Origin of the sequence: Gryllotalpicola koreensis (assembly GCF_039538185.1) — a bacterium.
Lineage (GTDB): Bacteria > Actinomycetota > Actinomycetes > Actinomycetales > Microbacteriaceae > Gryllotalpicola > Gryllotalpicola koreensis.
The window spans coordinates 328,982-347,213 of sequence record NZ_BAABBW010000003.1 but is presented as its reverse complement, the minus strand read 5'-3'; the positions used below and the strand labels follow the sequence as shown (position 1 = coordinate 347,213).

General features: G+C 70.4%; 17 protein-coding genes. 7 read left to right on the top strand and 10 right to left on the bottom strand.

Annotation, left to right across the window (positions count from 1 at the left end):
- The first annotated feature begins 38 nt into the window (after positions 1-38).
- The 4 genes from ABD708_RS10180 to glpX all read left to right on the top strand — a co-directional run bounded on the left by ABD708_RS10180 (position 39) and on the right by glpX (position 4,303).
- On the top strand, positions 39-854 hold the full coding sequence (locus ABD708_RS10180) for a 2-keto-4-pentenoate hydratase (protein WP_344753995.1): 816 nt from the start codon (positions 39-41) through the stop codon (positions 852-854).
- Positions 839-1,627 carry an HpcH/HpaI aldolase family protein gene (locus tag ABD708_RS10175; protein WP_344753993.1) on the top strand — a complete coding sequence of 263 codons (789 nt, stop codon included), beginning with the start codon at positions 839-841 and terminating at the stop codon, positions 1,625-1,627. The genes ABD708_RS10180 and ABD708_RS10175 overlap by 16 nt, the downstream gene beginning before the upstream one ends.
- A 3-nt stretch (positions 1,628-1,630) precedes the next feature.
- Positions 1,631-3,094, top strand: a complete 1,464-nt coding sequence (locus ABD708_RS10170) for an NAD-dependent succinate-semialdehyde dehydrogenase (protein WP_344753991.1) — start codon at positions 1,631-1,633, stop codon at positions 3,092-3,094.
- Positions 3,095-3,304: 210 nt separating this feature from the next.
- Positions 3,305-4,303: a class II fructose-bisphosphatase gene (gene glpX / locus ABD708_RS10165; protein WP_344753989.1), complete on the top strand. Its 999-nt coding sequence runs from the start codon at positions 3,305-3,307 to the stop codon at positions 4,301-4,303.
- 98 nt (positions 4,304-4,401) lie between these two features.
- Here glpX and ABD708_RS10160 read toward each other — a convergent pair whose 3' ends face one another.
- Positions 4,402-5,850, bottom strand: coding sequence for a helix-turn-helix transcriptional regulator (locus tag ABD708_RS10160; protein ID WP_344753987.1), 1,449 nt, complete (start codon positions 5,848-5,850; stop codon positions 4,402-4,404).
- A gap of 123 nt (positions 5,851-5,973) precedes the next feature.
- Between ABD708_RS10160 and ABD708_RS10155 the strand changes: the two genes are divergently transcribed.
- Together ABD708_RS10155 and ABD708_RS10150 are read left to right on the top strand one after the other, a co-directional pair.
- A complete protein-coding gene (locus ABD708_RS10155; RefSeq protein ID WP_344753985.1) occupies positions 5,974-7,851 on the top strand; it encodes a phosphoenolpyruvate carboxykinase (GTP) in 1,878 nt (625 codons plus the stop codon).
- Positions 7,848-8,174, top strand: coding sequence for an SDR family NAD(P)-dependent oxidoreductase (locus tag ABD708_RS10150; protein WP_344753983.1), 327 nt, complete (start codon positions 7,848-7,850; stop codon positions 8,172-8,174). Before ABD708_RS10155 ends, ABD708_RS10150 begins: the two co-directional genes overlap by 4 nt.
- Positions 8,175-8,232: 58 nt before the next feature.
- Here ABD708_RS10150 and ABD708_RS10145 read toward each other — a convergent pair whose 3' ends face one another.
- From ABD708_RS10145 to ABD708_RS10115, 7 genes are all read right to left on the bottom strand, one after another.
- Complete coding sequence (locus ABD708_RS10145) at positions 8,233-8,838, bottom strand: nucleoside deaminase (protein WP_344753981.1); 606 nt, start codon at positions 8,836-8,838, stop codon at positions 8,233-8,235.
- Entirely contained in the window at positions 8,831-10,375 is a 1,545-nt protein-coding gene (locus ABD708_RS10140) for a GMC oxidoreductase (protein ID WP_344753979.1), read from the bottom strand. The genes ABD708_RS10145 and ABD708_RS10140 overlap by 8 nt, the downstream gene beginning before the upstream one ends.
- Before the next feature lie 30 nt (positions 10,376-10,405).
- The gene (locus tag ABD708_RS10135; RefSeq protein ID WP_344753977.1) at positions 10,406-11,593 is read right to left on the bottom strand and encodes an ROK family protein; all 1,188 of its coding nucleotides are present in this window, start codon (positions 11,591-11,593) and stop codon (positions 10,406-10,408) included.
- 37 nt (positions 11,594-11,630) lie between these two features.
- The gene (locus tag ABD708_RS10130) at positions 11,631-12,497 is read right to left on the bottom strand and encodes a carbohydrate ABC transporter permease (protein ID WP_344753975.1); all 867 of its coding nucleotides are present in this window, start codon (positions 12,495-12,497) and stop codon (positions 11,631-11,633) included.
- Positions 12,494-13,429, bottom strand: coding sequence for a carbohydrate ABC transporter permease (locus tag ABD708_RS10125; RefSeq protein WP_344753973.1), 936 nt, complete (start codon positions 13,427-13,429; stop codon positions 12,494-12,496). The genes ABD708_RS10130 and ABD708_RS10125 overlap by 4 nt, the downstream gene beginning before the upstream one ends.
- 5 nt (positions 13,430-13,434) lie before the next feature.
- Positions 13,435-14,745, bottom strand: a complete 1,311-nt coding sequence (locus tag ABD708_RS10120; RefSeq protein WP_344753971.1) for an extracellular solute-binding protein — start codon at positions 14,743-14,745, stop codon at positions 13,435-13,437.
- A gap of 142 nt (positions 14,746-14,887) precedes the next feature.
- Entirely contained in the window at positions 14,888-16,078 is a 1,191-nt protein-coding gene (locus tag ABD708_RS10115) for a helix-turn-helix domain-containing protein (protein ID WP_344753968.1), read from the bottom strand.
- A 67-nt stretch (positions 16,079-16,145) separates the two neighbouring features.
- On the opposite strand from ABD708_RS10115, the gene ABD708_RS10110 reads away from it, so the two are divergent.
- Positions 16,146-17,510, top strand: a complete 1,365-nt coding sequence (locus ABD708_RS10110) for an NtaA/DmoA family FMN-dependent monooxygenase (RefSeq protein ID WP_344753966.1) — start codon at positions 16,146-16,148, stop codon at positions 17,508-17,510.
- A 10-nt stretch (positions 17,511-17,520) separates the two neighbouring features.
- On the opposite strand, the gene ABD708_RS10105 is transcribed toward ABD708_RS10110, so the two are convergent.
- Positions 17,521-17,907 (bottom strand): type II toxin-antitoxin system VapC family toxin, encoded by a 387-nt coding sequence (locus tag ABD708_RS10105; RefSeq protein WP_344753964.1) that lies wholly within the window; start codon positions 17,905-17,907, stop codon positions 17,521-17,523.
- Positions 17,904-18,170: a type II toxin-antitoxin system Phd/YefM family antitoxin gene (locus ABD708_RS10100; RefSeq protein ID WP_344753962.1), complete on the bottom strand. Its 267-nt coding sequence runs from the start codon at positions 18,168-18,170 to the stop codon at positions 17,904-17,906. Before ABD708_RS10100 ends, ABD708_RS10105 begins: the two co-directional genes overlap by 4 nt.
- Positions 18,171-18,232: the final 62 nt, after the last annotated feature.

Sequence of the window (18,232 nt, the reverse complement as noted above, 5' to 3'; positions counted from 1 at the left end):
TTCGAAGGCGCAGCTGAGTACAAGCTGGGGCACCAGCTTTGAGCGACGGAGGAGCTACGCAGGGGGGCAGCCTTCCCGACCAGGTCATCGCGCAGCTGGCCGGCGAGCTCGCCGAGGCCGACCGGGAGCACGGGGTGATCCCGCGCATCACGGCCCGGTTCCCGGAGGCGACGATCGAGGACTCGTACCGCATCCAGGGCGTGTGGCGCGACGCGCAGCTCGCCGCCGGCCGACGGCTCGTCGGGCGGAAGATCGGCCTCACCTCGAAGGCGATGCAGCAGGCCACGGGCATCACCGAGCCCGACTACGGGGTCATGTTCGACGACACGGTGTACCGGTCGGGGGCGGTGATCGACAGCGCGGCGTTCTCGAACGTGCGCATCGAGGTCGAGCTGGCCTTCGTGCTGGCGCGACCCCTCGAAGGCCCCGACTGCACCCTCGACGACGCCCTCGCGGCGATCGACTACGCGGTGCCGGCGCTCGAGGTGCTGAACTCGCACATCGAGCTCGAGGGCCGCACGATCGTCGACACGATCAGCGACAACGCCGCCTACGGCGCCATGGTGCTCGGCGAGGTGCACAAGCGCCCCGACGAGATCGACCTGCGCTGGGTGCCCGGCGTGCTCAGCCGCAACGGCGAGATCGAGGAGACCGGGGTCGCCGCGGGCGTGCTCGGGCACCCCGCGACCGGCGTCGCGTGGCTCGCCAACAAATTCCACCAGCACGGCGACCGACTGGAGGCCGGCGAGATCATCCTCGCGGGCTCCTTCACGCGCCCGATGTGGGTGGCGGCGGGCGACCAGGTGCGCGCCGACTACGGTCCGATGGGAGTGATCGAATGCCGCTTCAGCTGAAGCCCACCCTCGGCGCGAGACTCGCCGACCCCGCCCGTGACCGCACGCTGTTCGGCGGCTGGGTGTGCTCCGGCTCCCCCGTCATGGCCGAGATCATGGCCGGCAGCGGCCTCGACTGGCTGATGATCGACATGGAGCACGCGCCGAACGGCCTCGAATCCGTGCTCGCGCAGCTCTACGCGGCATCCGGCTACGAGGCCACCGCGATCGTGCGGGTGCCCAGCAACGACCCCGTGATCATCAAGCAAGTGCTCGACCTCGGCGCGCAGACGATCATGGTGCCGATGGTGTCGACCGTCGCCGAGGCCGAGGGCGCCGCGCGCGCGGCGCAGTACCCGCCCGCCGGCATCCGCGGCGTCGGCAGTGCCCTCGCCCGCTCGGCGCGCTGGAACCGCGTGCCGGACTACCTGCAGAATGGGGCCGATCACGTGTCGGTCATCGTGCAGATCGAGACGCCGGAGGGCGTCGAGAACGCCCAGGCGCTGGCATCCGTGCCCGGTATCGACGGGGTGTTCATCGGCCCGAGCGACCTCGCCGCGTCGATGGGGCTCATCGGGCAGCAGACGCACCCTGAGGTCGTCGCCGCCGTGAAGCGCGCCTTCGCGGGTGTCGCCGCCGCCGGCAAGCCGGTCGGCGTGAACGCGTTCGACCCGGTCGCCGCGCGTGACTATGCGGCATCCGGGGCATCATTCGTATTGGTCGGCGCCGACGTCGCGATCGTCGCACGGGCGTCGGAGAAGCTGGCCCAGGATTTCATCGAGAAGAGGAACTGACACATGAATGAGCGTGAGAGCGCGCTGCTCGGCTCGGTCGAGAACCGCCTGTTCATCAGCGGGGAGTGGGTGGATGCCGCAGGCGGCGCGACCTTCGACGTGCGCGACCCCGCGACGGGCGAGGTGATCCACACCATCGCCGACGCGACACCGGAGGACGGCATCCGCGCCCTCGATGCCGCCGTCGCCGCGCAGGACGCGTGGGCCGCCACGGCGCCGCGGAAGCGCAGCGAGATCCTGCGCCGCGCGTGGGAGCTCGTGCAGGAGCGCAAGGAGGACCTCGCCCTCGTCATGACGCTCGAGATGGGCAAGCCCTACGCCGAGGCGCTCGGCGAGGTGACGTACGGCGGCGAGTTCCTGCGCTGGTTCTCGGAGGAGGCCGTGCGCATCTCCGGGCGCTACGGGCTCAACCCCGAGGGCACCGGCCGCATGATCGTCTCGCAGCGACCCGTCGGGCCGTCGTTCTTCATCACGCCGTGGAACTTCCCGCTCGCGATGGCGACACGCAAGATCGCGCCGGCCCTGGCCGCCGGGTGCACCGTCGTCGTAAAGCCGGCGCAGCTGACGCCGCTCACGACGATCCTGTTCACGCAGCTGCTCGTCGAGGCCGGCCTGCCCGACGGCGTCGTGAACGTCGTCACCTCGTCGTCGTCGTCGAAGGTGGCCGCGCCGATCATCGCCGACCCGCGGCTGCGCAAGCTGTCGTTCACGGGCTCGACCGAGGTGGGCCGCAAGCTCATCGCGCAGGCCGCAGAGGGCGTGCTGCGCGTCTCGATGGAGCTCGGCGGTAACGCCCCCTTCGTCGTCTTCGAGGACGCCGACCTCGACAAGGCCCTCGACGGCGCCATGGCCGCCAAGTTCCGCAACATCGGCGAGGCGTGCACCGCGGCCAACCGGTTCATCGTGCATGAGTCGGTCGCCGACGAGTTCGCCCGGCGCGTCACCGAGCGCGTCGCGGCGATGAAGATCGGCCGGGGCACCGAGGACGGCGTCGCGATCGGGCCGCTCATCGACGAGGACGCGGTCGCCAAGGCATCCGAGCTGGTGACGGATGCCGCGGCCAGGGGCGCCACCGTCACGACGGGCGGCCACCGCCTCGACGGTCCAGGAACCTTCTTCGAGCCGACGGTCATCACCGGCGTGGTCCCCGGAAGCGAGATCCTCAAGCAGGAGATCTTCGGGCCGGTGCTCGCCATCGCGACGTTCTCGACCGAGGATGACGCCGTGCGGCTCGCGAACGACACTGAGTTCGGGCTCGTCTCCTACGTCTTCACGGAGGACCTCGCGCGCGGCCACCGCATGATCGACCGCCTCGAGACCGGCATGATGGGCCTCAACGTCGGTGTCATCTCGAACGCGGCGGCGCCGTTCGGCGGCGTCAAGCAGTCGGGCATCGGCCGCGAGGGCGGCTTCGAGGGCATCCACGAGTACCTCTCGACGAAGTACACCTTGCTGCCAGTTTCATAACGGGCGCGCTGCGGGCTCGGTCGCGAACCTCACGTGAGGTGTGGTCGCGAATGGCCCCCTGCTTGGTCGCGTATGGCCCGCTTCTTGGCGAAGAACGGGCCATACGCGACCACTGGACATGCCGGTTGACTTCGCGCATCGGCAAGAACCCGGTTTCTTTCGGCGGCTTGTTCGGGAACCCGCCCCGCGATGCGCCATAGCTTCGAAGACATGACCCTTTTGACCGAATCCGAAGCCACCCGCGACGGCCACGTGCTCAGCCCCGATCGCAACCTCGCGATGGAGCTCGTGCGTGCCACAGAGGCCGCCGCCATCGGCTCCTCCGGCTGGGTGGGTCGCGGTCGCAAGGAGGACGCCGACGGCGCCGCGGTCGACGCCATGCGCGCCTTCCTCGGCACGGTCGCCTTCGACGGAACCGTCGTCATCGGCGAGGGCGAGAAGGACCACGCCCCGATGCTGTTCAACGGCGAGCGCGTCGGCACGGGCGACGGGCCGGCCTGCGACATCGCGGTCGACCCGATCGACGGCACCTCGCTCACCGCCACCGGCCGCCCCGGTGCGCTGAGCGTCATCGCGGTCAGCGACCGCGGCTCGATGTACGACCCGAGCGCCGTGTTCTACATGGACAAGCTCGCCGCAGGCCCCGAGGCGCGCGGCGTCGTGGACCTCGGCCAGTCGGTCGGCGACAACCTCCACGAACTGGCGCGGGCGCTGAAGAAGCCGGTCAGCGACATCCGCGTCGCGGTGCTCGACCGGCCGCGCCACGAGGGGCTCATCGACGAGATCCGCACCGCGGGGGCCGGCACGCGCCTGCTCTCCGACGGCGACATCTACGGCGGCATCAACGCCGCCTACCGCGGCTCCTCCATCGACCTGTGCCTCGGCATCGGCGGCACGCCAGAGGGCATCATCACGGCGTGCGCGATCAAGGCGCTCGGCGGGGTCCTGCAGGGACGGCTCGCGCCCCGCGACGCGGCGGAGGCGAAGAAGGCGACGGATGCCGGGCACGATCTCACCCGCATCCTCGGGCTCGACGACCTGGTCGCCGGCGACAACACCTACTTCGTCGCGACCGGCGTCACGGGCGGCGACCTCTTGCGCGGGGTCGAGCGCACGCCCTATGTGATCCGCACGGAGTCGATCGTGCTGCGCTCCGCGAGCGGGACGATCCGCCGCATCTCGGCGGAGCACCTCCCCGAGAAGTGGTAGGCCGAGGCATCCGTCTCAACTGCGCCGAACGGTCAGCCCTGCATCGCACGGCGCGCGGCAACGCGCAGCGGTGACCGTCTGGCGCAGTTGAGGCGCCGTCAGTCGGCGGCGGCCGAGTGGCGCTCGAGGAACTCGTAGAGCTCGGCGTCGTCGACGCCGGGGAAGTTCCCCGAGGGCAGCGGCGAGAGGATGTGCGCGTGCGCCCGCGCCGACGGCCAGGCCGCCCTGTGCCAGCGCTCCTCGAGCTCGGCCGGCGGGTTCTGACAGCACCGCGGGTCGGGGCACGTCGACTGCGCCCGCAGCGTCGTCTCGCGCCCTCGGAACCACTTCGCATCGTCGAACGGCACCCCGAAGGTGATCGAGAACCGCCCGTCGTCCCCTGAGCCGACCTGCGTCTCGCACCAGAAGGTGCCGTTCGGGGTGTCCGTGTACTGGGCGAGCGTCGTCGTGTGCTGGCTCGACGACAGCGCGGCGCGCGCCCCGAATTTCCGGCACGCGAACTGCCCCTCGACCGCCCCCGTGACATCGGCGGGCAGTGGCAGCCCGTCGTTCTCGTACACGCGGTAGATCGCCCCGTCGTAGCCCACCCGCAGGAAATGCACCTTGAGGTCGAGGTGCGCGGTCGCGAGATTCGTGAGGCGCATCGCCGCGGACTCGTGCGTCGTGCCGAACGCGTCGCGGAAGTCGTCCACCGCGAGCTCGCGGCGCTTCTTGGCCGCCTGCAGATAGGCGACGGCGGCCGAGCGCGGCATCAGGCACGCCGCCGCGAAGTAGTTGATCTCGAGCCGCTGCTTGAGGAACGTCGCGTAATCCCCCGGGGCCTCGTGCCCGAGCACCCGGTGCGCGATCGCCTGCAGCGCCATCGACCTGAGCCCGTGGCCGCCCGGGATCGAGGCCGGCGGAAGGAAGATGCGCCCGTGCGCGAGGTCGGTGATCGACCGGGTCGAGCGCGGCAGGTCGTCGACGTAGAGCAGCTCGAACCCGAGCTGCTCGGCCATCAGCGCGACCTCGCGGTGGGTCAGGGCACCCTGCGTGTGCCCGGTCGCGCGCACCCGCTCTTCGGCCTCCTGCTCGATGTCGGGCAGGTAGTTGTCACGGGCGCGCATCCACTCGCGCTGCTCCGTGTTGGCCCGCCTCGCCTGCTCGGGCGTCGCGATCTGCTCGCGGGTGCGCCGCGCGAGTTCGCGGTGCATGCCGACGAGCGCCTCGAGCACCTCGGTCGGCGTGCCGCGCGTCGGCCGCACGACGGGCAGGCCCGTCGAGGCGTAGAGGGGGGATGCCTGCGCGCGTGTCAGCTCGATCTCGAGCGCGCTGCGCGGGTCGGGCGCCTCGTCGGCGAGCAGCTCAGGGAGCTCGACCTCGAGCGCCGCGGCGAGCGCGCGCAGCAGGGACAGCTTCGGCTCGCGCCGCCCGTTCTCGACGAGCGAGAGCTGGCTCGGCGCGGCCTCGACCTTCACGCCGAGCTGGTCGAGGGTGAGCCCGCGCGCGGTGCGGAAGTGACGGATGCGGCGACCGACGGTCACCAGGTCGACATTGCCCTGTGCCATGGCTTGACCTTACGTCAAGAATCCGCGATCTTCACGCCATTTTCTTCGATCTGAGGTCGGATTCCTGGCTCAGAGTGGCATCACGGCACAGTTTTCACCCGAGAGCCCGAGAAGGAGCCCGCCATGACGATTCTCGAATCCCGCCCGACGCCGAGCGGCGCCCGCGCCGAGGCGCCGAGCGCACCGGCATCCGATGTCCGCGCGTGGGTCGACCAGGTCGCCGCGCTCACTCAGCCGGACGCCGTCGTCTGGTGCGACGGCAGCGACCGCGAGCGGCACGAGCTCACCCAGGTGCTGCTCGACGAGGGCAAGCTGATCCGGCTCAACGGAGAGTACCGGCCCGGCAGCTACCTCGCCCGCAGCGACCCCGACGACGTGGCACGGGTCGAGAGCCGCACCTTCATCTGCTCACAGGACCGCGACGACGCGGGCCCGACGAACAACTGGGTCGACCCCGCCGAGATGAAGGCCGAGCTCACCGACCGCTTCGCCGGCTCGATGCGCGGCCGCACGCTCTACGTCGTGCCGTTCTCGATGGGGCCCGTCGGCGGCCGGCTCTCGAAACTGGGCGTGCAGCTGACCGACAGCGCCTACGTGGTGCTCAGCATGTACATCATGACCCGCGTCGGCGCCGCGCCCCTCGAGCTCATCGAGGCGGGCGAGCCGTGGGTGAAGGCGCTGCACTCGGTCGGAGCCCCTCTCATCGACGAGGCCGGCATCAGGCATCCGGATGTCGAATGGCCCTGCAACCCCGACAAGTACATCGCCCACTTCCCGGAAACCCGCGAGATCTGGTCGTTCGGCTCGGGCTACGGCGGCAACGCGCTGCTCGGCAAGAAGTCCTTCGCTCTGCGTATCGCGAGCGTCATCGCCCGTGACGAGGGCTGGCTCGCCGAGCACATGCTGCTCATCAAGCTCACCAGCCCGGTCGGCCGCACCTTCCACCTTGCCGCGGCGTTCCCGAGCGCCTGCGGCAAGACGAACCTCGCCATGCTGCGCTCGACGCTGCCCGGCTGGAAGGTCGAGACCCTCGGCGACGACATCGCGTGGCTGCGCCAGGGCGAGGACGGGCGGCTGTGGGCGATCAACCCCGAGAACGGATTCTTCGGCGTCGCGCCGGGCACCGGTGAGTCCACCAACCCGAACGCGATCGAGACGATCTGGGGCAACACCATCTTCACCAACGCCGCCCTCACCGACGACGGCGACGTGTGGTGGGAGGGCATGACCGACACCGCGCCGCTGCACCTCACCGACTGGCAGGGCGCCGACTGGACCCCGGGTCTCGGCCGCCCCGCCGCGCACCCGAACGCCCGCTTCACCGTGCCGGCCGCGCAGTGCCCGTCGATCGCCGACGACTGGGAGGCCCACGACGGCGTGCCGATCGACGCGATAATCTTCGGCGGACGCCGGGCCACGAACGTGCCGCTCGTGCTCGAGGCGCGCGACTGGGAGCACGGCGTGTTCCTCGGCGCGACCATCGCCAGCGAGCAGACCGCCGCGGCGGAGGGAGCCGTCGGCGCCCTGCGCCGCGATCCCTTCGCGATGCTGCCGTTCTGCGGCTACAACATGGCCGACTACTGGGCGCACTGGGTCTCGGTCGGCGAGCGGCTGGGCGACAAAGCGCCCAAGATCTTCCAGGTGAACTGGTTCCGCAAGGGAGCCGACGGCCGCTACCTATGGCCGGGCTTCGGAGACAACATCCGGGTGCTGGAGTGGATCGCTGCGCGGCTCGAGGGCACGGATGCCTCAGCCGAGGCCGCCGTCGACGGCCCGCTGGGCGTGGTCCCCGCCGAGGGCGCGCTCGACGTCTCGGGGCTCGGGCTGACGGAGACCGACCTCGACGAGCTGTTCGCTGTCGACCCCACCGCATGGCAGGCCGAGGCCGACCTCACGGAAGAGTTCTTCGCCGGCTTCGGCGACCGTGTTCCGGCCGAGCTGCAGACGCAGCTCGCTGAGCTCCGTGCGCGTCTTGCTGCGGCCGCAGGGACTGCCGAATGAGAGTCGCGCTCGTCACCGGAGTCACCCACCGGCTGCGGCCGGGCTTCGCCCAGGCGCGGGAGCTCGCCAGGCAGGGCTACCACGTGATCATCGGCGCGCACGAGCGCGGCACGGCAGAGCTGCTGTCGGCCGAGCTGCGTGCCGAGGGCCACGCCGCGACGCCCATGCGCCTCGACCTCGGCGACGCCGCCGGCTACCCGGAGATCGCCGCCGAGGTACAGCGCCGCTTCGGCCGTCTCGACGCCCTCGTCATGGACGACGGCGACCACGGCGAGGGCCTGCGCGCCGCGCTGAGCGGGCTGCTCGACGCGGTGCCCGCCTAGCGGGGCGCCTCAGAGGGCGACGCGTCATCGGCGAGGAGGCCGATCGCTCCGCGCGCGGTCACGCGCCCCCTCGGGCGTTGTAGACGGTGAGGCCGCCGGAGTCGACGGCCTCGCGGTAGGCGCGGAAGACGGCGAGCGCCTCGTCCCGCAGCACGTCGCGACGCACGGAGATCCCGCGCGCCTCGAACTGCTCGGCCCAGTCGGCGCCGAGCGGGCCCTCGTCGAACGTCGTGATCTCCTCCAGCTCGGGACCGGAGCCCGCGACCACGAGCGAGCGGATGCCCGACCACATGGCGGCTCCGTAGCACTGGATGCACGGGCGCCAGTTGACGACGAGCTCGTGCGCGGGTGCGCCCGCGCCCCCGAGGTCCCAGGTACCGAGCCTCGCCTGCGCAAGCCCGAGCGCCATGACCTCGGCGTGGCCGGACGACACAGCGCTGCTCAGCACGACGTTCACGCCGAGGGAGACGAGACGGCCGGTGTCGCGCTCGACGACGATGGCGGCGAACGGGCCGCCGTTGCCCTCGCGCCAGTTGCGATCGGCGAGACGGTGGACGAACCCCATCCGCTCCTCGGGCGTGGGCAGCGTCTCCGGCGCCGCGGCGATCACCTGATCGACCCACGCAGGCAGGCTGAGGGTGAAGCCGGTGGCGAGCTCAGGCAACTCGCGCCTCCTCGCGACCAGGGCCCGCGAGCGCGAGGGCGGCGGCCCGCGCCGCGCGCACGGCCGTGATGGTCCCGGTGAGGGTGGTGTTGCAGGCGATCGGCGTGGGGATGACACCGGTGCCGGCGAGGTAGAGGTTCTCGAAGCCCCAGACGCGCCCATCGGGGTCGCACACGCTCGTGCCGTCGTCCACCTCCCCGGTGCGCACGGTGCCGGTCAGGTGCAGCGAGGACCCGGGGGGCAGCACCGCGAGCTCGGTGGCGGGATCGAAAGGCCCGAACCGGGGCGCGAGCTCGCGGACCTCTGCCACGGCCCGGTCGATGAGGGCGCGGTCGCGTTCGGAGTAGTCGAAGCGGAAGGAGACCTTGGGCATCCCGAAGACGTCGAGCTCGTCGTCGGAGAACTCGAGCCGGTTGACCGCGCGCGATTCGATCGGGACGTAGAGGGAGATGCCGACGCTGTACGCGAGCGCGGCATCCGTATCGTCCACGTACGTCGTGTTCATCACCTGCCCGTGGAACGGCTGGGCATCGCCGCTCTGCGGGATCCAGAGGGAGTCGGTCGCGAACTCGCCCTCGTGGTTGCGCGGCAGCTCGCCGAGCGCGAGGCCGAAGCGATCGAGATCCATGAGAACACGCGACGCGATGAAGGCGTGCTCGTTGAGGTAGCGGCCGAGTGCGGCGGGGCGGATGCCTGAGGCGAACAGCAGCTGCGGAGTGCGCACCGCATCGGCGCAGACGATCACCGTGCGGGCGCGCAGCTCGCGCTCCTCGCCGGTGCCGACATCGCGGACGATCGCGCCGCGCGCCGCCCCGTCCTCGACCACGAGCCGGGTGGCGAGTGCACCCACGAGCAGCTCGAAGGCGTCATCGGGCGAACCGCCGATCGGCGGGAAGATGGTGGCCGGCCCCGTTCTGGTGGCGAATCCGTCGGGCCGCGGCGCGATCGCCATCGGCATCGCCTGCGGCTCGCGCCCGGGAGCCGCTGCTTCCGCGTAGTAGTCGCGCAGCACGTCCAGCACCACCTGCCCGGCCGCCGTGGGGCCGAGCGGCGACGACTGCACCGACAGCAGGCGGCGGGCGGTATCGAGATCCGCCTGCCAGCCCTCGGGGTCGCCGCCGTCGAACGTCTCCTGGCCCCAGGGCCACGGCGTCGCGGCGGTCCAGTGCACGCCCATTCCGCCGAGGTTCCAGGACAGCGCCGCGAGCGGCATCTCGGCCGAGTCGTGACCGAGGTTGCCCGCGTGGAACATGCCGGGGGTGGCATCGGCGATGCTCTCCACCTGCTCCGGGTTGACCTCGGCGCCCACATACATGCCCTGGATGCCGCTCTGGACCCGCTCGTTATAGCGATCCCAGAGAACAGGGTCCTCGACATCGTGAAGATGCTGCCCAGGAGTGCCGCCGACCGGGAGCCCGCCGTCGACCATGACGAGCTGCAGCTCAGGGGACGACTCGCGCAGCAGGGCGGCGACGGACGCTCCCATGATTCCGCTGCCGACGATCAGGACATCGGCGGGATCGGGGGACGTGTGCATAGCTGGATCTCCAGGTTCGGGGACGCCCGCTCAACGGCGGGAGAGCCGGGCGGGAAGGACGAGGGGGCCGAACAGCTCGGTGTCCAGCCGGTCGAGCACGAGCTGCGCCGCGCCCTTGAGCGGGGCGTCGCGCCCGAGCACGGTCGCCGCGAGGGGGATCGCCGGGGCTCCCGCGGCGCGCATCGAGGAACTGAGGCGGGGCAGCAGCAGATCGGCCCCGTCCTCCAGACCGCCGCCGAGCACGATGAGCGGCGGAGCGATGGTCCACGAGAGGGTGACGACCATGGGCGTGATCGCCCGGATGAAGGTGTCGACCTCGGCGAGCGCGCCGGCGTCGCCGCGGCGGGCGGCGGCGAGCGTGTCGCGGGCGACGGCCTGCTGGTCGTTCCGCGGCGAGGTCAGCCACGCGATGGGGAACTCGGCGTAGCTGCTGGAGTCGATGGACGACATCTCGACGATCTCACCCGCAGAGCCTCGGAATCCGTGGTGCACCTCGCCGTGGATGATGATGCCGGCGCCGGTGCGGTTTCCGACGATGAGCCACACGAAGGAGTCCTGATCCGCCGCGACGCCGCTCGAGCGCTCGGCGAGCGCAGCGAGGTTGGCGTCGTTGTCGACCCACCAGGGGAAGTTGAAGTGCTTCTCGAGTGCGCCCCTGGCGTCGATTCCGGACCACGTGGGCGCGTGCACGATGTGCCGCACCACGGCTTCGTCTTCGATCGCGCCGCCGCTCGCGAGCCCTCCGCCCCTGATCGTCTCAGGTGCGACGCCGGCCTCCGCGACCGCGGCCTCGACGGCCTCCGCGCCGGTCCGGAGCGCATGCGCCGGGTCCTCGTAGTCGGGCAGGACGAAGGATGCCCGCCCGACCTCGCGGCCGAGCACATCGCAGATGAGCGCGGTCGCCGAGAAGGTGTCGATGCGCAGGGCGGCCACGAGCGCGTTGTCGGGCCTGGCCTCGAATCGGCGGGACGGCCGGCCGGCCGAGCCGGTCGAGGAGCGCTCCTCGAGTTCGTCGACCCAGCCGGCGCGGATGAGCTCATCGAGGATCGACTCGAGCGTGCGGCGGGACAGGGAGGTCGCCGTCACGAGCTGAGCGAGGGTCGCCGGCCCGTCGACGGCAAGGATGGCACGTAGCGCCGCCGAGGTGTTGAGGCGCCGCAGTCCGCTGCTGTCCAGGCCCACCGCGGTCGTCTGCACGCGCATCGAGTACTTGCTCATACCGGCGACGATATCCAGTGGTCGCGCAGGCACACGCTCAACGGATGCCCGTCGCGGCGATGCCCTGCACGAAGTACCGCTGCAGGAAGAGGAAGAGGATCAGCACGGGCAGCATGACGACGACGGCGCCGGCGAGCACGAGGCCGTAGTCCGTGACGTGCGCCGCGGCCTGGCTGGTGGCGGCGAGCCCGACGGGCAGCGTGTAGGTGCTGCTGCTCTGGGCGACCACGAGCGGCCAGATCAGGTTGTTCCACGCGTAGAGGAAGGACATGATCGTGACGGTCGCGACGGCGGGGCCGGCCAGGGGCAGGAAGATGCGGAAGAAGATGTGCAGCTCCCCCGCCCCGTCGATGCGCGCGGCCTCGATCACCTCGTCGGGGATGACCGAGGCGTACTGCCGGATGATGAAGATCGAGATGGGGAACACCAGCGAGGGCAGCGCGATGCCGAGCAGGGTGTCCGACAGGTGCAGGTTCACGATGACCACGAACTGCGGAACGAAGACCGCGGCGAACGGCACCATGACGGAGGCCATGACGGCGCCGAAGGCGAGCTTCTTGCCGGGGAAGTCCAGCTTGGCCAGCGCGTAGCCCGCGGCGGAGGCGGCGATGATGTTGCCGACGACCACGATCGCGGCGACGACGATGCTATTCACCAGATAGCCCGTGAAGCCGCTGATGCTGAACAGCCGGACGAAGTTGTCGAAGGTCACCGAGCTTGGCAGCCACACGCCGGGGTCGCTCTGGATGTCCGCGGTCGTGCGCAGCGAGCCGCTGAGCACCCAGACGAAGGGCAGCACCGTGACCAGGGCCGCCGCGCCGAGAGCGGTGTAGAGCGCGACGCGCACGGGTGCGCGCACGGCGCTGCCGGAGGTGATGGTGGAGGGAAGCGTCTCTGTGGTCATGCGCGGGGCCTCAGCAGTCGGAACTGGATCACGCTCACGAGCGCGACGATGAGCAGCAGGATGAAGGATGCGGCGGACGAGGTGCCGAAGTTGCCGAAGCCGAACTGCTGGTAGGTGTAGAGCGACATCGACTCGGTCGAGTTGAGCGGGCCGCCCTTCGTCAGCAGATAGGGCTCGTCGAAGACCTGCAGGTAGAAGACGCTGAGCAGCACCGAGACGAGCAGGATGGTCGGCATCAGCAGCGGCACGGTGATCGAGAAGAGCCGGCGCCACCAGCCGGCGCCGTCGATGGCGGCGGCTTCGTGGACGTCCTGCGGCACGCCTTGGAGGCCGGCGAGGAAGAGCAGCATGGCGGTGCCGAAGTTGCGCCAGACCCCGAGTGCGATCACGACCGGCATGGCCAGGTGGGTGTCGCCGAGCCAGTCGGGACCGGGGATGCCGATGGCCTTGAGCGCCGTGTTGACGGTGCCCGCGTCGTTGAACGCGTACTGCCAGATCAGGGCGACCGACACCACGTTCGCGACGACGGGGGCATAGAAGATCGCGCGGAAGACGGGCCGCGCCCTGCGCACAGCGTTGTTGAGCACGACCGCGAGCAGGAATCCGATGATCATCGTCACCGGCACGCCGACGAGCACGAAGTAGAAGGTGTTGCCGATGGAGCCGACGAACTGCGCGCTCTTGAAGAGGTCGACGTAGTTCTTCAGCCCGGTGAAATCGACGTTGAACGGGGTGCGGAGATCGGCGCCCTGCAGATCGGTGAGGCTGATGCCGAGGGAGGCGACGATCGGGATCGCGGTGAACAGGAGGAAGATCACCACGAACGGGGCGAGCAGCAGCCAGGCGCTCGCCGTCTGGTGCGAGGCGAGCCGCCGGGGGCGCCGCCGCGAACGCGACGCCCCCAGGGACGCGACAAGAGGACCTGCCGTCACGTCGGCTAGTTCCCTGTTCCGACGCCGTCGGCGAAGGTCTGCATATTCTTGGCGAGCTGCTCGGGCGTCTCCGTGCCGCGCGCGACCGCCTCAAGCTCCTTGCCCAGCTGCGTCGCCACCTGGCTCCAGGTGGTGACCTGCGGGTAGCTCTTGGTGTTCTTGAGCTGGTCGGAGAAGACCTTCATGAGCGGCTGGTCGGCGATCGACGGGTCGTCCCAGGCCGAGACGACCGCGGGCATCGAGCCGAAGGATTTGTACTGGGCGACCTGCGTGTCGGGCTGGGCGAGGAAGCGGATGACCTTCCAGGCGGCCTCCGAGTTCTTCGAGTCCTTGAGGACGCCCCAGCTGCCGCCCGCGACGGGTCCGACGTTGCCGGCGCTGCCCGAGGGAAGCGGTGCCGTGGCGACGTGCTCCGCGGTCCAGCCCTTCTGCTTCGCCGTGGTGTCGAGCGAGCTGATGACCCACGGGCCGCTGACCAAGGCGGCGGTCTTGCCCGCCACGAAGTAGGGCTGGGCGTCGAGGAACTGCGGGGTGTCGACCGAGGCGGTGCCCTCTGTGAAGAACTTGGAGTATTCGGTGACCGCCTTCAGGAAGGCCGGGTTGTCGGCGAAGGTCCACTTGGTGTCGTCGGAGTTGATGACGTCGCCGCCCTCCTGCCAGGTGTAGATCACGGCATCCTGACCGCTGTACGAGTCCCAGCCGACCTCGGCGCCGAAGCCGTGGGCGGCGCCCGCCGACTGCAGCGCTTTGAAGAACGGCACCATGTCGGAGATCTTCGTCGGCGCGCTCACCCCGGCCGTAGCGGCGAGGTCCTTCCGGTAGATCAGGGCGTACGTGTAGGCGTACCACGGCACGGAGTAGGTCGTGCCCTTGTACGCGCCCGCCTTCCACGCGCCGGGGAAGAACGACGCCGGGTCCACCAGGCCGCTCGGCACGGGCGCGAACGCGTCGGAGCCGATGAACTGCGCCTGAGCCTCGGTGTAGAGCTGTGCGATGTCGGGGGTGGTGCCGCCCGCGATCGCGGTCTGGAGCTTGGTGTTGTACTGATCCGACGGGATGAGGGTGACCTTCACATCCACGTCGGGATTGGCCTTCTCGAACGGCTTGAGCGTGTCCTTGAGCGCCGTGGCGTCGCCGTCGGGTGCCCAGAGGGTCACGGTTCCGGTCGCGGGCTTGTTGTCGATCTTGGTGGCAGCGGCGGGGCTGGCGCCGTCGCTGCTGCGCCCGCAGCCCGCGAGGGCGAGGGCCACGACGGACGCGAGCACCGCCGTCTGAAGGACTTTGGTGCGTGTGCGGGTGGGGTGGAGGAATGACATGGGCGGACTCCCGATGGTGTGGGTGATGCGGGGCGGTTGCACATTTAGCGAGAAGGTCGCAAAATTGAGGATGACACGTCCTTCACAGTGAATCAAGGCATCCGTTACCGCCGCGTTTAATCGCGTTAACGATTTGTGACAGTTATCGGATGCCGATGAGCAGTGCTGTCACGCCCGAGTCCTGCGGCGTGGTGAACGCGTGCTCCGTCGTCGCGTCGAGCCAGGCGACGTCGCCGTCTCGAAGTTCGAAGACCGCGTCGCGGCGCACCAGCGAGACACGTCCCGCGACGACGTAGATGAGGTCCTCCCCCGGGTGGCCGTATGCCCTCTCGTCCACGAAGCCCGGCTGCTGGACGATGCGGTACGCCTCGATCGCGCGCCCGCGCGCCGCCGCCAGCAGATGCAGCAGGACAGGCGGTTCGGCGGCGCCCGGCTCGTCAGTGGCGCTGGCGGCCGCGAAGGGCAGAACCCGGTCGGCCGGCAGCTCTTCGCCGGGCGCGCTCGCTTTGGGCAGCAGCTCGGCCGGGGCGACTCCGAGCGCCTCGGCGAGCGTGTACAGCGTCGGGACGCTCGGCGTCGTGCGCCCGTTCTCGATGTTCGACAGGAATGACTGGGAGATGCCGGCGAGGCGGGCGAGGGCGCGGCTCGAGAACCCGCGTTCGGTGCGGGCCCGACGCAGCGATGCGCCGAGTTGAGCCTGCAGGCCGCCGCTCTCGGCCTTCTCTTCGAGGCGGCCGCTGAGCCGCTCCGGCGCGGTCTCCGGCGCTGTCCCCGGCGCCGCCGAGACGATCAGCGCCACGGCGGCCTGCCCCGCGTCGGCGGGGCATGCGAGGCGGTGCGGCAGCGCGCCGTCGAGCCACATGGCGTCGCCTGGCGCGAGCCGTGCGGGGGGCAGGCTCTCCCGCAGCACCTCGACGTCGCCCGACACCGCGTAGACGAAGTCCTCCCCCGCATGCATCCGCACCACGGGCTCGACCTCGCCCGCCGTGAGCTCGACGCGCTCCGACGACAGCCGGCGCACGGCGGGCAGCACCACCCGCGCCGGCGCCTCCGCCTTCGCCCGGCGGCGGCGCGCCCCCTCGGCGGCGCGCACCACGACGGTGTGCTCGCTCACGGGAAGCAGCGTTCGCGGCGAGACGCCGAGCGCGGCCGACAGCCGCAGCAGCATCTCGACGCTGGGGAAGATGCGGCCGTTCTCGACGTTCGAGACGAACGGCTGCGAGGTGCCGACGGTGCGGGCGAGCTCGCGCATGGACCAGCGCAGGCGGCGGCGCTCCGCGCGGACGGCGGCTCCCACCGGCGACGTCGGCTCATCGGGCGCGCGGAGGGCCATGGGTCGATGGTAGTACTGTTCGATCTATATCAGTTATCAGCTCGTGTGGATCGGAAGGATCATGACGGTGTCCAAACAGCTTGTGCTCGGGGCGTTCGAGGAGTTCACGCCGAACTTCATCAGCAACGCCTGGCATCACCCGCGCGGCGACACCTCGGACTTCGCCACCCTGGAGTTCTGGCAGAGCCTCGCTCGTGAGCTCGACGCCGCAGGCTTCGACTTCCTCTTCCTCGCCGAGGCGCTCGGCTACCCGATGCACGGGAACGACGTGCCCGAGGTCGTCATCAGAGAGGCCGTGCAGTTCCCGGTGCATGACCCCATGACCCTCATCTCCGGCCTGGCCGCGACCGTGGACCGCATCGGCTTCGTCGTCACGGCGTCGACCACGGCGCAGCAGCCGTACCTCAACGCGCGCTCCTTCACCTCCCTCGATCACCTGACGAAGGGCCGCATCGGCTGGAATATCGTCACCAGCGATCAGCAGGAGGCGCTCACGAAGCTGCTCGGCCACCGCAGCATCACCCCGCACGACGAGCGCTACCGCAGGGCGACCGAGTTCGTGGAACTCGAGCTGGAGCTCTGGGAGGGCGCGTGGGAGGACGACGCGGTGGTCTACGACAAGGTCGCGAAGGTCTTCGCGGACCCCGCCAAGGTGCACCGCATCGTCCATCACGGCGAGTACTTCGACCTCGACGGCTACTTCCCCGCGATCCCCTCGCCGCAGCGCACGCCCACGCTGCTCCAGGCCGGCACCTCGAGCGCCGGCACCGACTTCGCGGCACGCTTCGCCGAGTGCGTGTTCACGCAGGACCGGGAATGGGATCGCGCCGCCGCGACCGTCGCCATGCTCCGAAGCAAGGCGGTGGCAGCCGGCAGGCCCGCGGACTCCCTCAAGGTGATCAACGGCGCCTCCTTCATCATCGGGCAGACGGATGCCGAGGCCCGCGCCCTGCGCGAGGAGCTCAATCACACGCCGACGCGCGCGGCCGCCGCCGCGCTGTTCATGGGGTGGTCCGGCGTCGACCTGGGCCGGCTCGACCCGGACGCCACCCTCGACGACGTGTCGACCGAGGTCGGCCACACGATGGTCGACCTGTGGCGCAGACCCGACGGCCAGAGCCCCACCGTCGGCGAGGTGCTCGACAGCCTCCCCTCCACGATCGGCGGCGTGAAGTTCACGGGCACGGCCGAGGGCGTCGCCGCGCAGATCGAGGACTTCGTCGAGCGAACGGATGTCGACGGATTCCTCGTCGAGTTCACCTACGGCGGCGTCGAGAGCTATCGCGACTTCATCGATCAGGTCATGCCCATTCTGCGCAGCCGCGGCCTGCTTCCCGAGCAGCACCGGCGCGGAAGCCTGCGCGAGATGCTGACCGGGTCGGCCGGCTCACGGCTGCCGGATTGGCACCCGGGGGCGTCGTACCGGCACTAGCCACTCGCCGCTATCGCGGGGCGAGAACGCGCAGTCCTGCGGTTCGGGCGGTGGCAGCGAGCTCGGCGTCGTAGGCGACGATCTCGTCGACGCCCACGCGTAGCGCCGTGGCGAGGTGGATGGCATCGTTGGAGCGCAGCGGCGCGTGCGTGCCGGCAGCCAGCAGATCGCCGCGCGTGAGGTCGACGAGTGTCACGGCGTCCAGCACGGTGGCGATCGCTATCTGTTCGATGAGAGCGGGATTCCGGCCTGCGGCGCAATGCAGTTCTGTGTGCAGCAGCCACGAGGCGACGAGGGTGGGCGCCGAGTCGACGAGTTCGGCGACCAGCACGCCGGACTCGGCTTCTTCGACGAGCAGCTTCATCGCCGCCGAGGTGTCGAGGTAGGCGAGCGTCACCACTCGCCTCGGCTGTCGCGGATGAGGGCGGCAGTGCTCGTGGACGAAGTTGCGCGCCGGATGGCGGCGAGCGCACCGATGTCGCCGCGCGCCCGGCGTGCTTCACCGCGCGCAATGAGCGCCTCCAGGCTGCTGTCCGGCACCGGGCTGATCATCGCTGCAGCACGCCCGTTGTTGCTTACCAGGATCGTCTCGCCGGCCTCGACCCTGCGCAGGATCTCACCGCTGTTGTTGCGCATCTCACGGTGGGTGACGGTTTCCATGTAGCACAGCGTAGCACAACGGCTTGACTGCTCGTGAGCCGAAAGGACACGACGCCTCTCGC